We start from the raw sequence: 12,449 nt of genomic DNA, 5'->3' as shown, positions 1-12,449 counted from the left end.
TTCGAGATACCGGCCTGCCTTTGGGACGTGAGATCCCCTGCCATCAACATCGTTTCATAATGTAGAAGGAATTTTGAATTCATGGTATGATAACCTTGTACGATTTCATAACGATACTTGGAGGTCATCCTTTGTTACTTTACTTTTGATATATATCATCTATCTTAGCAGTTCATATAATTAGGAGATGATATATATAATATATAAGAATTCACTCGATGGCATCACTTCCGATATGTTACAGGGCTTTTTTGCGGATTGGCCGAATCCGCCGACCCCGGACACTCACTCGAGACTATTGCAGCAAAGCAGCAAGGTGATTGTTGCGCTTGATGAGGCTGCGAATCGAGTGGTCGGATTTATTACAGCGGTCAGTGACGGAATTTTGTCCGCTTACATTCCATTGCTTGAAGTGTTGCCGGCATACCGAAATAAAGGCATCGGCAAGGAATTAGTGCGCCGGATGCTGACAGAGCTGGACCACATCTATATGATTGATTTATGCTGTGACGATGACTTGGTTCCTTATTACGACAAGCTCGGAATGACGAAGACCAATGCCATGATTATAAGGAACTATAGAAGGCAATCTGGAAGTTGAAAAAATAAATGCCAGAACGCTTGGACACTGCTCCAAGCGTTTTTTGTATTCAACTGCAACATACCGGGGACGGCCTTCCCATTCGGCTGACAGCCTAGGCCGAAGCGCCATGCCTGCGCAGCACGCCGCGCTCGTCCGCGCTACCTTCCGCCTCCTCGCTGGACTTAGGTCCAGTAGCAATCAAGCCATTAGCCCGTTGGTTAATATTGGAACAGCCGCTATAATAAACACTTACCCAACTATACGATCTATTGGAGGAATTGTCGCGGCATGAATCAACCCGTTGTAAAAGTCAGAACTAGAAAAAAGAGAACTTGGACGAAGATACTGCTATCTTTTATGTCTTGCGCGGTACTTCTGATCGCTGCCGGATTTGTATATGAATATGCAGCCGCCCAACAAGCCAAAAAAAATTATCCCCCGCCGGGCCGGCTTGTCGATGTCGGCGGCTTTCGCCTGCATGTGGAGAAGATCGGTTCCGGGTCGCCGGTCATTTTGCTCGAGGCGGGCAGCAGGGAATCCAGCTTAATCTGGAGAGATCTTCCGGAGAAGCTGGCTGAATTCGCCACGGTCGTCCGGTATGATCGCGCCGGTTATGCCTGGAGCGATCCGGCACGCACCGAGCGTTCCGGAGACAACATAGTGCAGGAGCTGCATACCGCACTCGAACAGGAAGGGATCCGCGGCCCTTACATCCTGGCGGGCCATTCCGCAGGCGGGATGTATTCCCGATTATTCGCCGAAAAGTATAAGGATGAGGTGGAAGGGTTAGTGTTGATCGATGCCCGGCCCGAGAATTATTCCAGGGAGACGGATCCGATTTTTGAGAACGAAGGATTTGACTCGGCTACGGCGGGGATGCCCTCCACATCGGTCATCAAGCTATTGCAAATGTCTGGAGCCCTCCGGCTGTTTCAACATTCGTTGTTGGCCCAAATGCCTGAAAAAGAGAGAGCCTTATTCGTCAATGTGGAGGCTTCATCCCGCTTCCTGGAAACGGCCGAAGAGGAGGACAAACTTTTGGCGGAGGCCGAACAAGCCCTTCGGAACCAGCGCCTTGGCTCCCTCCCGGTCAAAATCATTACACACGGGATACCGAACGACGCCACCGCATTCGGGATGTCGGCCGAAGCGAGCCATAAGCTGGAAGACATTTGGCAGGCGCAGCAGCGGGACATGCTGCGGCTCTCCACCGAAAGCGAATTGATTGTGGCGGAGAGAAGCGGCCATATGGTCATGCATGACGAGCCGGACTTAGTCATTGAGGCGATCAAAAGGATAATCCAAAACCGCGCACAGCAAGGATCTTAGCCTTGCCGCGTCCTCCGGCATTCCGCGGTCCTGCTGCCGTCTAATTCGGCGCCGCCGTCATGTCAGCGCGATATATTCGCGCTTGCGGTAGGCGGTCGGAGACATGCCCATCCGGGCCTGGAAGACGCGCACGAAGGTCGGGTACGATTTGAAGCCGGCCTCGTAAGCGACATCGGTAACCTTCATGTCGGTGCCGATCAGCAGATTGCAGGCATGGGCGGTCCGGTTCCGCTCCAGGAAGGAATAATAATTTTCGCCGACGGCCTGCTTGAAGGCCGCGCTAATATACGGCACGCTGTAACTGAAGCGCTCGGCCAGCATTTCCAGGGTGATGTCTTCCTTGAAATTTTGATAGACGTAGTGAATCACTTCCCACATCCCCCGGCGCTGCATGCCCGAGTAGCCCTCCTGACCGCGTTCCATCCGCTCCAGGCGGTAGCGCTCGAACAGGACGAAGAGCTGGGTCAGCTTCGCCAGGAACATCGTGCGGCTCCACGGCTTCTCCTCCCGGATCTCGTCATACATCTGATGGAGCAGCGGCAGCATCTCCCCCGAGGTGGCGTCGTCCAGCGCGTAGGTGGAATGGACATCGTTCTCCGCATCCTTCAGCAGGCGGTGCAGGGTCAGGAAGGAGTCCCCCGCCCCGAAAAACGCCTTCAGCCCGATCGCGCCAACGTAGAGAACGAGCTCTTCCCCGGGGGGAATGTCTATTTCATGCACCTGATGGGGAAACAGTAAAGTGAAGGTGCCGGGAGCCAGCTCCTTCTCGACCCCGTTGATCCGTTCCGTCCCTCTCCCCCGGATCGCGTACGTATACTCAATAAAATGATGGACATGGGCCGGCACGGCGCCCTTCAGCCGATGTATCTTCAACGTGAACGGAAATTCGCCATGAATCTCCTCGTCGCCATGCAGATTATCCGGAAACATCCCGATCCCTCTTTTCACCCGAATGTGTGCGAAGATCGCATTAAGCTCATTTTATCATTAATAATGAGAGATGTTATAAAATAATGAGAGGTGATTTATAACATTTCGCTCTACAATAAGTATGATAGCCATATTCAATATAACATTCATTCCGAAGGAGCGAACATACATGAGCTTACTCAAGCATGTCCATCCGCTGCAGGGGACGGACTCGGTCTACCCGTATTCGAACGGAAATACCCTGCCGCTCGTCTCGATGCCGTGGGGCATGAACGCCTGGAGCCCGCAAACGAATGAAGCCGCAGGCGGCTGGTACTTCAGCCCGCATCATAACCGGCTGGAAGGAATCCGGCTGACCCACCAGCCGAGTCCTTGGATCGGCGACTACGGCCATATGACGATGATGCCGCAGACCGGTCCGCTCAAGGTATGGGCCCCGGAGCGCTCTTCCTCGTTCCGGCGCCAGGACATGGTCGTGAAGCCGGACTACTTCAAAGTTCGCCTGCTCCGCTACGATACGACCATGGAACTGACTCCGACCGCGCGCTGCGCCAGCATCCGCCTGACGTTCGACCGCCGGGACGGCGCGCGCTTCATCCTGTCGACGTTCCCTGGCGAAGCGTCGATGACGATTGATCCGGACAAGCGAACGCTGAGCGGCTATACGACCGCCAAGGCCGGCGGCACGCCGGACAACTACCGCATGCACTTCGTCATGACGTTCGATTGTCCGGTCCTCGCCGATGCCAGCGGCTTGTCCGATCAGGAATACAAGCCGATCGGCAGCCTGTCCGCGACGGGCGAGCGCATCGGCGCGTATGTCGGGCTCGGCGTTCCCGAGCACGGAACGGTTCAAGTCCGCGTCAGCACCTCGTTCATCAGCGAGGAGCAGGCGCGCATCAACCTGGAGCGCGAGATCGGCGGCCGCTCCTTCGACGACGTCAGAAGCCAGGCGGCCGAGACCTGGGAGAAGCAGCTTCGCGTCATTGAAGTCGAGAGCGAAGATATAGAACGTCTTGACACGTTCTACACCTGCTTGTACCGGACCAGCCTGTATCCGCATGCGATCCATGAATATGACGCGAACGGGAAGCAGATTCATTACAGCCCGTACAACGGCAAGATCGAAGAAGGGCCGCTCTACGCGGATATCGGCTTCTGGGATACGTACCGCACCTCGTTCCCGCTCTACAACCTGCTCTATCCTTCGTTCGTGAACGAGATGATGCAGGGCTGGGTCAATGCCTACAAGGAAGCCGGCTGGATGCCGAAGTGGGCTTCTCCTGGCGAGCGGAGCATGATGCCGGGCACGCTCATCGACGTCTCCTTCGCCGATGCCGTCGTCAAGGGCAATACCGGCTTCGACGTCGAGACGGCGTTCGAAGGCTTGCTCAAGCATGCGATGACCGTATCCAGCGACAACCGCTACGGACGCAAAGGCATGGGCGAATATTTGAAATACAACTATATGCCTGCCGATATCCATACGCACGAGAGCGTGTGCAATACGCTCGATTACGTCTACGGCGACTTCTGCATCGCCCAGATCGCGAAGCATCTTGGCCGCGAGGAGGAATACGGGCAGCTCATGGAGCGCGCGAAAAACTATGCGCACCTGTTCGATCCGTCCGTCGGCTTCATGCGAGGCAAGCTCCAGGACGGCAGCTGGCTGGAGCCGTTCGATCCGACGATGTGGGGCGGACCGTATACCGAAGGCGGCGCCTACCAGAGCAGCTGGGCCGTTCAACACGATCTGCGCGGTCTGGCCGACCTGATGGGCGGACGCGAAGCGTGCAAGCGCCAGCTCGATGCGCTGTTCGCCGCGAAGCCGGAATTCAAGGTGGGTTCATACGGCTTCGAGATTCACGAGATGTCGGAGATGGCGGCGATCGATTTCGGCCAGTTCGCCATCAGCAATCAGCCTAGCTTCCACTTCCCGTACATCTATGCGGCGCTCGGCTATCCGTCCTTGACGCAGCATTGGGTGCGGAAGACGATGGATGAGCTGTTCAGCGCCCGTCCGGACGGACTACCTGGCGACGAAGACAACGGCAGCTTGTCCGGCTGGTACGTCTTCGGCGCGATGGGCTTCTATCCGCTCAGCCCGGGGGTGCCGGAATATGTGCTCGGCACGCCGCTGTTCCGGCGGATGACCGTTCATCTCGAAGACGGCCCGCCGTTCGTCATCGAGGCCGGGAACAACTCGGACGCGAACAAATACGTGGCCGGCGTCCGGCTGAACGGGGCTCCGGTCGAGAAGCTGTATGTGACGCACGACCAGCTCAAGGCCGGCGGCACGCTCTTCTTCGACATGACCGATGCGCCTGGAGAAGACAACTACGATGAGGCGGCGCTTCCATACTCGATGTCCAAGCAAGCCTGATCTCAACTCACACAAGAGTAGCAGCGGAGCCCTCCGAACCGGTTCGGAGGGCTCCTTTTTTGCGGCGCTGTCGTCCCGAAAGCGCATACTTCCCGTTGCATTCCTTCCATGCCCTGGATCATAATGAAATGACAAGGAGGAGATTCCGATGAATATCATTCAATTGACCGAAACCCATTTCCCGGAAGCGATTCATCTGTCGGAATACGCATTTCAATATCAGGTCCCGGAGGAGGAACGGAAAGGAAGACTCGAGCGGCTCAAGCAGCATCGCATCTTCGGCGTCGTGGAGGACGGCGTGGTGGCCGCCAAGGCGCATCTCATCCCCTTTGAGATCTACCTCGAAGGCGAGCCGCTGCGCATGGGCGGAATCGGCAGCGTCGCCACCTATCCCGAATACCGCCGCCAAGGCTATGTCAAAGGGCTGCTGGCTCATCTGCTTGCCGTCATGAAAGAGGAAGGGCAGACGGTGTCGATGCTGCATCCGTTCTCCGTGTCCTTTTACCGCAAATATGGCTGGGAACTGATCACCGATTACTGCCGCAGCGTCTATGCCAAATCCGATCTCGTTCCGCTGCAGCCTGCGCCCGACGGCATCATCCGCCGCTGCACGAAGGCCAGCCATTCCGCCGATCTGGAGCAGGTATACGATCGATTTGCCCGGAGGCATGCAGGCATGCTGAAGCGGAGCACCGACCGATGGCTGCATGCGGTGTACGGAAATAGGTTCGCCGCTGTCTATTATGATGAAGAGAAGAAGCCGCAAGGCTATATGCTCTATGAGGTGAAGGAATCGCGCATGAAGGTGAAGGAATTCGCTCCGTTGAACGGCGAAGCCCGCGTCGGGCTGTGGAATTTCATATGCCAGCATGATTCGATGGTTGATCAGGTGGAGCTGTGGGCGGCTCCGGACGAGCCGTTGAACTTCGCCCTGCGCAACCCGCGCATTACGAGAGAAGCGACGCCGCTTATTATGGGGCGCATTGTCGACGCCGAGGCGTTCCTTGCCCGCTATCCGTTCCAGTGGCAGGGCGTGGACGAGGCGCTCATCCTCCATATCGGCGATCCGTACGCGGAATGGAACAATATCAGCGTCTCGCTGCAGGACGGCGGCATGAAGGTCATCGCCCGCGGCACAAGTCCGGATGCCGATGCGAATGCCGCCGCGGATCATGAATTGCGGTTGTCTATTCCTGCGTTGACTACGCTTCTTTTCAGCTACCGCAGGCCGGACGAGCTGCGCCAGCTTGGCATGCTTCACGGTTCCGGGGCCGCGGTCGCGAAGCTGGAGCGGCTCATTCCCCGTCTTCAGCCGTTCTTTTACGATATGTTCTGAATCATAATAATCGTTGATCCGGCTTGCCGGACATAAGAGAAGCCACCTTCCCGGGGACTGCGGACAGGTGGCTTGCTTGATGCCTATTTGTTTGCTTTGGCGGCCGCCATGGAGGCAAGGGCGGTCGGCACGTCCTGCTTGCTCGCTTCCGACTACCAGACCGGCTCCACGGACATAACGAAATTGCCGTCATGGCGCAATACATTCATGGCCGTCCGTCAAGCCTGCCGGCGCCGGGCGAGCGCAATCATGAGGCTGAACGCGGCCCCGCTGTAAATCAGCGGCCACAGGACGTACCCTATCTTGACATGGACAGACAGCGCCGCATCCTTCATGAACAGGCTGAGCGAGGCATGGGCCGGCGGGAGCAGCCACAGCAGCGGCTCCAGCATCGCGGGCAGCGCCTCGGCCACGGTCCCCTGGGCCGGCGAGAGCGCGATAAGGAGCAAGACGCCCGCAATGGCCATGCTCGTCTTCACCCGGAGCGCGCTGCTCCATAAATAGGCGATGACGATGCCGAGGCAAGCCAATTCGATATGGATAAGCCCGGCATAGAAGAAGCGCGGCAGCCCAACCGGTTCATTGAACTTGTCGAACACAATCGGATACAGAACGGTGAACAGGCTGAGCCCTGTCATGATCAGCAGGCAGGCGGCGATTTTGCCCCATTGATACCGGACAAAGCTGCCCAAATGCAAGATCGTAAGCTGCTCCTGAACCTGGTTCTCCCCTACGAACATTTGATAGGCAACCCAGGCGGCAGTCACATAGATGAAAATTCCGGTGTTCCCGTACGTCTCCATGACCGGATTCGGCTTTACCGAATAATTCATCATTACGGCGAACAGACAGGCGGCGAAGGGCGGAAAATAACGGTGCGACCGCGTATAATTCCGGAGCAAAAAGCCGATGAGCGCTCTCATCTCGGATCGCCCCCTTCCCGGCTTCCCTTCATCGCTTCGACCAGCAGATCCCGGTCGTTTTCGCAGGATGTTACCGAGGCAATCGACCCGCGGGAAGCAAGAATTTCGCGCAGCGCGGCATCGCTCTCCTCGCGCGGGACATGGATGCGAAGCGCGCCGTCATGCTCCTGCACGGTTCCGAGGCGGTCCAAGGCAGCCAACGCATCTTCCGCTCCGTCCGGGAGCGTGAAGTCGATCCGCATCCGCGGCTCCAGCCACTCCTCCACGCCAAGCTCGCGGGCGATCCGTCCCTGCTGCAGGAGCAGGATTCGATCGGCGACCGTTTCCAGCAGCAGCGGTTCATGGCAAGTAAACAGCAGGGCCATGCCTTCCCTTCTCCATCCCTTCAGCCAGCCGGCCAGCTCGCGCTGCGAATCGGCATCCAAGCCGGACAGCGGCTCGTCCAAAATAAGCAATTCCGGCGGGTTCAGAACGGCCTGCATCAGATTGACCTTCTGCGCCATCCCTTTGGAAAATCGATCGATGCGCCGGTTCTGCGCCTCCTCCATTCGGAACAGGCGAAGCAGCTCCGCAATTCTCGCGCGCAGCGGCTCCGCTGGCATCCCCTGCATGCGGCCCATGGCCTGCAAGTATTCCACGGGCGTCAAGCGCAGCTTAGGAAAGCGCTCCGGGACGTAGCCAATCCGCGCTTTGCCCTGTCCGCCCCTCCACTTCACCTCTCCGGCCGTTGGCGTCAGCAGCCCTGCAGCGATGCGAAGCAGCGTGCTCTTCCCGGATCCGTTCGCCCCAATCAAGGCGACGGCCTCCCCGGCATGCACGTTGAAGGCCACCCCGTTCACGACCGGCGTGCGATAATATACTTTCTCAATCCCCTCCAGATGCAACAAAGAACTCCGGCCTCCCCCAAATAAATTACCGCAATGGCAATCTCTTTAGTTTAATTGGGCGCGGCTTCCTTTTCAACTGGGGGGCGGCTGGAGAACGCCGGTTCCTGCAACGGCGGCAGGGCATGGCCGAAGCGGCGCTGCTTCGATCCATGCCCTGTCTGATTCCGATCCGGTATCTGCTATGGCTTCAAGACGACCTTGATGCAATGGTCTTCGTGATCATTGAACAACCGGTACCCGCGCCCGGCTTCCGCAAGCGGCAGCTTGTGGGAAATGATCTCGCGCGGATCGAACTCCCGATTCACGATTTTGCGGTACAGCTCGGGCATGAAATGCACGACCGGCGCCTGCCCCATCTTCAACGTGATGTTGCGCGCGAAGAATGCGCCCAGCGGGAACATATTGTACGTGCTGCCGTAGACGCCGGTAATCTGAACCGTGCCGCATTTGCGCACCGCTTTGGTTGCGATCTGAATCGGGCCGAGCGTCCCGCCCTGCAGCTTAAGCTTCTGCTCAATGAACTCCAGCGCCGATTTTTTGCCGTCCATGCCGACGCAATCGATGACGACATCAGCCCCGCCGGAGGTAATTTCCTTCAGATGCTCGCCCATATCGTCATGAGCGGTGAAGTCGAATGCCTCTACCTTGTTGATGCGTTCGGCATGCTGCATCCGGTAAGGTAGATAGTCGACCGCGATGACCCGCTTCGCCCCCTTCATCCAGGCGAAGCGCTGCGCCATCAGGCCGACCGGACCGCATCCAAGCACGATGACCGTATCGCCTGCCTTGACCCCGGCGTTCTCCACGCTCCAGTACGCCGTTGGCAGCACATCCGAGAGGAAGAGAAGCGATTCATCCTCCAGCTCGCAGGACTCCGGGATGACGAGCGGCATGAAGTTGCCGAACGGCACCCGCAACAGCTCCGCTTGTCCCCCCGGATAATTGCCGAACTTCTCGCTATAGCCTAGATAGCCTCCCGAATCATAATGGGGGTTCGACAGGTCGCATTGGCTCTCCAACCCGTCCTTGCAATAGGCGCATTGGCCGCATGCGACGGTGAACGGAATGACCACGCGATCTCCTTTCTTCACCTTCGTTACCTCCGGGCCTGCCTCCTCCACGATGCCCATCGGCTCATGGCCGATAATATAGCCGTCAGGCAGCGGAAAATTGCCTTGATACAAATGCAGATCGGATCCGCAAATCGCCGTCGAGGTAATGCGGATGATAATATCGTCCGGCTTCTCGATGCGCGGGTCTTCCACCTGCTTCACTTCGATTTTTTTCGGACCTTGATACGTAACGGCTCTCATATTGACCCCCCCTTCGATTTTCCAGCCTTTTCATAATGTGCAGACCCTCCTTGCTTTTTATACCTTGTCCAGACGCAGCCATTGGGACGTCTGCCGGTTGCCCCGAGGCACGAAAGCAAGTATAATCAGGGGTACGCAAACATATGTTTGCAAGCGAATCAGAGGAGGTCATCATGAAAGGCTCAACACATCTCGCTATCGGAACCGCAATCGGCGCGGCTGCGGCAGTCTATTTTCCCTTCAGCTGGAAGCATGCCGCCCTGTATGTCGCGGTCTCGGCCTTCTCCGCCTTGAGCGCGGATCTGGACGGCCCCTCGCTCCTAAGCAGCAAGCTGGGCAAGCTGTCGAAGCTGCTTCATGAGGTGCTGTTGTGGACGGGAGGGCTGCTCGTCTCGGCCGTCCTGATTCTGTATGCCGTGTATGGAATCGAGCATCGGGAATGGACCGTCATCTCCGTCGTTCTTCTGCTTACCGGATTTATCGCCAAGGAGGGGGCCATTCGCAACGGCCTGGTCAGTCTGGTAGGCTGCGCGCTGATTTATTCCGGTTGGTCCTCGGACCGGTATTGGCTCATCGGACTCGGGCTATTTATCGCGATCGCTCCCTGGCTCCGCCACCGGGGATTGACGCATACCGTATGGGCCGTCTGTGCTTGGGGGTACATAGGATTGGGACTGGAGCATGAGCTGCGGTTGGACGGGATCGCCGCTGTCGCCACGGCTGGCTATATGTCTCATCTCGTCGCGGATACGCTCACGCCGCGCGGGGTCAAATGGCTGTACCCGCTGTGGAGCAAGTCGTTCAAGCTTCGGTTGTAAGCATGCCCATGATGAGGGAACTCATAGAGCCTCCTATACGAACGGTTTTACCGGAAATAGGAGGAACGAACATTGCCCGGCAGCGGCAAGCTTGATACGATGAGAGATATTCAGATAAGCAGCGAACTGCCCAGGGGAAAATACTTCGTTGCGGGCAAGCAATCATTGGAGGCTTCATTGCGATGTATCAATATATTGACCAGCACTATGAAGACGTTGATTTCAGCCACGCCGATCTGCGGGACGGCGAGCTCCGGAACTGCGTCTTCGCCAACTGCCGCTTCCGCTGCACCAGCATGGAGGAAGCATGGACTTCGGGCTGCCAATTCATCGATTGCGATTTTACAGGCGCCATTCTGAACGGTTCCATCCATACGCGCAGCGCGTTCACCAACTGCCGCTTCGTCAGCGTCAATCTGTTCGCCTCCAAGTTCGAGGAATGCAAGATGGTCGGCACCGATTTCGCCAACGCGAACTGGGACGGTATCACGATATTAGGGGGCGATTGGTCGTACACCCATATGCGGCATGCCAATCTAAGCAAGCAGAAGCTGCGCGGCGTGCGGCTGATCGAGGCCGATCTGTCGGAATGCCGGCTGGATAAGGCGGATTTGCGAGATGCCGATCTGACGCGCGCGATGTTAACGAAGGTATCCTGGAAGGGCGCCGATCTGCGCGGAGCCAATCTGGAGGGAATTCATTGGAAAGGGCTCGATATCCAGGGCGTGCGTCTCGATATTGGACAAGCCGTCGCTTTCGCCCGCTCCCATGGGGCCAAGATCGACTAGCTTCCTCCTCTGCATCTTGCGGCAGCGGCCTAAGATGGAACCTGCGAAGCGCTCCCGCTTCACCGGCCCGCCATCGGCTGAAGCCGATGATCGAACAAAGCAGCTCACACGAGCTGCTTTGTTCTCTGTCGGATGCTTCTCCGCTATGGCGGCCTACCAATCCCATGGCCCCTTGCCGATGCCCAGCATCTGGCCCAGCCATACGCCGGCCGTAACCTCCCGCGGCGCCAGCGAATCACGGGTGCATGCCGACTCAGGCAAATAGGACGAGTAATCCTTCAAATGCTTAAGGGCGCCCTCCGACAAATTGTTGGTGACCTCCGCCCGGTCGTAGCACGGAGGCGCAATATACGTCTGATAGGTATGATCCAGGACGATCCGGGTCGAATCCGGAGGATGCAGCGTCACCGGAACGACGAACAGCGCCCCAATCATGATCGCTGCCGCAATGACGGCAACCCAGCCTTTTTTCCGAGACAATATCTTCACTCCTTAGGCGATGAGAGCGGCATTCAACAAAGAAACGCACAGCCTCTCCGCAGACAGGCCATGCGTTGCGTTCCATTGAATCCTTCATCCCGGTTCCGATTACTCGACGATAATTTTGCCGACCATGTCGTTATGGCCGGCCCCGCACATAATCGAGCATTTGAACTCGTATGTTCCTTCCTTGTCGGCCACGAATTCGGTCGTGCCCGGCTGATCGAGCTTCACATTCAAATCCGGGATCTCCACGCCATGGATGCCTTGTTCATTCTCGAATGTAAGCTTGACCGTCTGACCCTTTTTGACCCGAATCTCGGTCTGATCGAACTCGAAGTTTTTGGCTTTCAGCGTCACCGCCTGCACATCGCCGGAAGATGCCGCGGGAGCCGCTCCCTCATTGTTGGATCCGCCCGTATCCTTGTTCCCGCCGCCGCAGGCAGCCAACGAGACCGCCAACAACGTTGTCATTGCCGCGAGAGCGAATTTCTTGTTCACCACAAAGACCTCCTTATCCAATAGACTCGTTCCTACCGTCCAAGAGCGTGAACTCTTGTCTGAACAGCCGCTTGTCGTACAGGACAATGGCAAGAAAGAGGAAATAGCGACCAGAAAATGGAAGCGGAAACAATAAACATCGGCATCGCAGCGTCCGTCATTTTGATCTGAGACTATG

General features: G+C 57.2%; 12 protein-coding genes. 6 read left to right on the top strand and 6 right to left on the bottom strand.

Annotated features, from left to right (window positions below; translation table 11 throughout):
- Window positions 1-196 precede the first annotated feature (196 nt).
- Entirely contained in the window at window positions 197-601 is a 405-nt protein-coding gene (locus tag L6439_RS11135) for a GNAT family N-acetyltransferase (protein ID WP_213469772.1), read from the top strand.
- A 270-nt stretch (window positions 602-871) separates the two neighbouring features.
- Window positions 872-1,912 (top strand): alpha/beta fold hydrolase, encoded by a 1,041-nt coding sequence (locus tag L6439_RS11130; protein ID WP_168181273.1) that lies wholly within the window; start codon window positions 872-874, stop codon window positions 1,910-1,912.
- A 57-nt stretch (window positions 1,913-1,969) separates the two neighbouring features.
- Here L6439_RS11130 and L6439_RS11125 read toward each other — a convergent pair whose 3' ends face one another.
- Window positions 1,970-2,842, bottom strand: a complete 873-nt coding sequence (locus L6439_RS11125) for an AraC family transcriptional regulator (RefSeq protein ID WP_168181272.1) — start codon at window positions 2,840-2,842, stop codon at window positions 1,970-1,972.
- A 169-nt stretch (window positions 2,843-3,011) separates the two neighbouring features.
- Between L6439_RS11125 and L6439_RS11120 the strand changes: the two genes are divergently transcribed.
- Complete coding sequence (locus L6439_RS11120) at window positions 3,012-5,225, top strand: GH92 family glycosyl hydrolase (protein ID WP_237096817.1); 2,214 nt, start codon at window positions 3,012-3,014, stop codon at window positions 5,223-5,225.
- A 148-nt stretch (window positions 5,226-5,373) separates the two neighbouring features.
- Window positions 5,374-6,561, top strand: coding sequence for a GNAT family N-acetyltransferase (locus L6439_RS11115; RefSeq protein ID WP_168181270.1), 1,188 nt, complete (start codon window positions 5,374-5,376; stop codon window positions 6,559-6,561).
- A gap of 218 nt (window positions 6,562-6,779) precedes the next feature.
- Here the strand turns inward: L6439_RS11115 and L6439_RS11110 are convergent, their stop codons facing one another.
- The 3 genes from L6439_RS11110 to L6439_RS11100 form a co-directional block, all read right to left on the bottom strand.
- Entirely contained in the window at window positions 6,780-7,484 is a 705-nt protein-coding gene (locus L6439_RS11110; RefSeq protein WP_213469732.1) for a hypothetical protein, read from the bottom strand.
- On the bottom strand, window positions 7,481-8,371 hold the full coding sequence (locus L6439_RS11105) for an ABC transporter ATP-binding protein (RefSeq protein WP_213469731.1): 891 nt from the start codon (window positions 8,369-8,371) through the stop codon (window positions 7,481-7,483). Before L6439_RS11105 ends, L6439_RS11110 begins: the two co-directional genes overlap by 4 nt.
- Before the next feature lie 179 nt (window positions 8,372-8,550).
- Window positions 8,551-9,684 carry a zinc-dependent alcohol dehydrogenase gene (locus tag L6439_RS11100; RefSeq protein ID WP_213469730.1) on the bottom strand — a complete coding sequence of 378 codons (1,134 nt, stop codon included), beginning with the start codon at window positions 9,682-9,684 and terminating at the stop codon, window positions 8,551-8,553.
- Between the two features lie 173 nt (window positions 9,685-9,857).
- On the opposite strand from L6439_RS11100, the gene L6439_RS11095 reads away from it, so the two are divergent.
- Together L6439_RS11095 and L6439_RS11090 are read left to right on the top strand one after the other, a co-directional pair.
- On the top strand, window positions 9,858-10,502 hold the full coding sequence (locus L6439_RS11095; RefSeq protein ID WP_168181266.1) for a metal-dependent hydrolase: 645 nt from the start codon (window positions 9,858-9,860) through the stop codon (window positions 10,500-10,502).
- A gap of 182 nt (window positions 10,503-10,684) precedes the next feature.
- Entirely contained in the window at window positions 10,685-11,290 is a 606-nt protein-coding gene (locus tag L6439_RS11090; protein WP_213469729.1) for a pentapeptide repeat-containing protein, read from the top strand.
- A gap of 153 nt (window positions 11,291-11,443) precedes the next feature.
- Here L6439_RS11090 and L6439_RS11085 read toward each other — a convergent pair whose 3' ends face one another.
- A complete protein-coding gene (locus L6439_RS11085) occupies window positions 11,444-11,779 on the bottom strand; it encodes a hypothetical protein (protein ID WP_237096816.1) in 336 nt (111 codons plus the stop codon).
- A gap of 99 nt (window positions 11,780-11,878) precedes the next feature.
- Complete coding sequence (locus L6439_RS11080; protein WP_172878860.1) at window positions 11,879-12,271, bottom strand: cupredoxin domain-containing protein; 393 nt, start codon at window positions 12,269-12,271, stop codon at window positions 11,879-11,881.
- Between the last annotated feature and the right edge of the window lie 178 nt (window positions 12,272-12,449).

It is taken from the genome of Paenibacillus dendritiformis (assembly GCF_021654795.1).
Taxonomy (GTDB): domain Bacteria; phylum Bacillota; class Bacilli; order Paenibacillales; family Paenibacillaceae; genus Paenibacillus_B.
Note: the sequence above shows the minus strand (reverse complement) of the source record. Positions and strands in the feature narration are given on the sequence as shown.

Bases quoted from the DNA above. Each gene is read 5' to 3' on its own strand.
- L6439_RS11125 (WP_168181272.1), bottom strand. From the start codon at position 2,842: ATGTTTCCGGATAATCTGCATGGCGACGAGGAGATTCATGGCGAATTT.
- L6439_RS11100 (WP_213469730.1), bottom strand. From the start codon at position 9,684: ATGAGAGCCGTTACGTATCAAGGTCCGAAAAAAATCGAAGTGAAGCAG.
- L6439_RS11095 (WP_168181266.1), top strand. From the start codon at position 9,858: ATGAAAGGCTCAACACATCTCGCTATCGGAACCGCAATCGGCGCGGCT.
- L6439_RS11115 (WP_168181270.1), top strand. From the start codon at position 5,374: ATGAATATCATTCAATTGACCGAAACCCATTTCCCGGAAGCGATTCAT.
- L6439_RS11120 (WP_237096817.1), top strand. From the start codon at position 3,012: ATGAGCTTACTCAAGCATGTCCATCCGCTGCAGGGGACGGACTCGGTC.
- L6439_RS11090 (WP_213469729.1), top strand. From the start codon at position 10,685: ATGTATCAATATATTGACCAGCACTATGAAGACGTTGATTTCAGCCAC.
- L6439_RS11110 (WP_213469732.1), bottom strand. From the start codon at position 7,484: ATGAGAGCGCTCATCGGCTTTTTGCTCCGGAATTATACGCGGTCGCAC.
- L6439_RS11130 (WP_168181273.1), top strand. From the start codon at position 872: ATGAATCAACCCGTTGTAAAAGTCAGAACTAGAAAAAAGAGAACTTGG.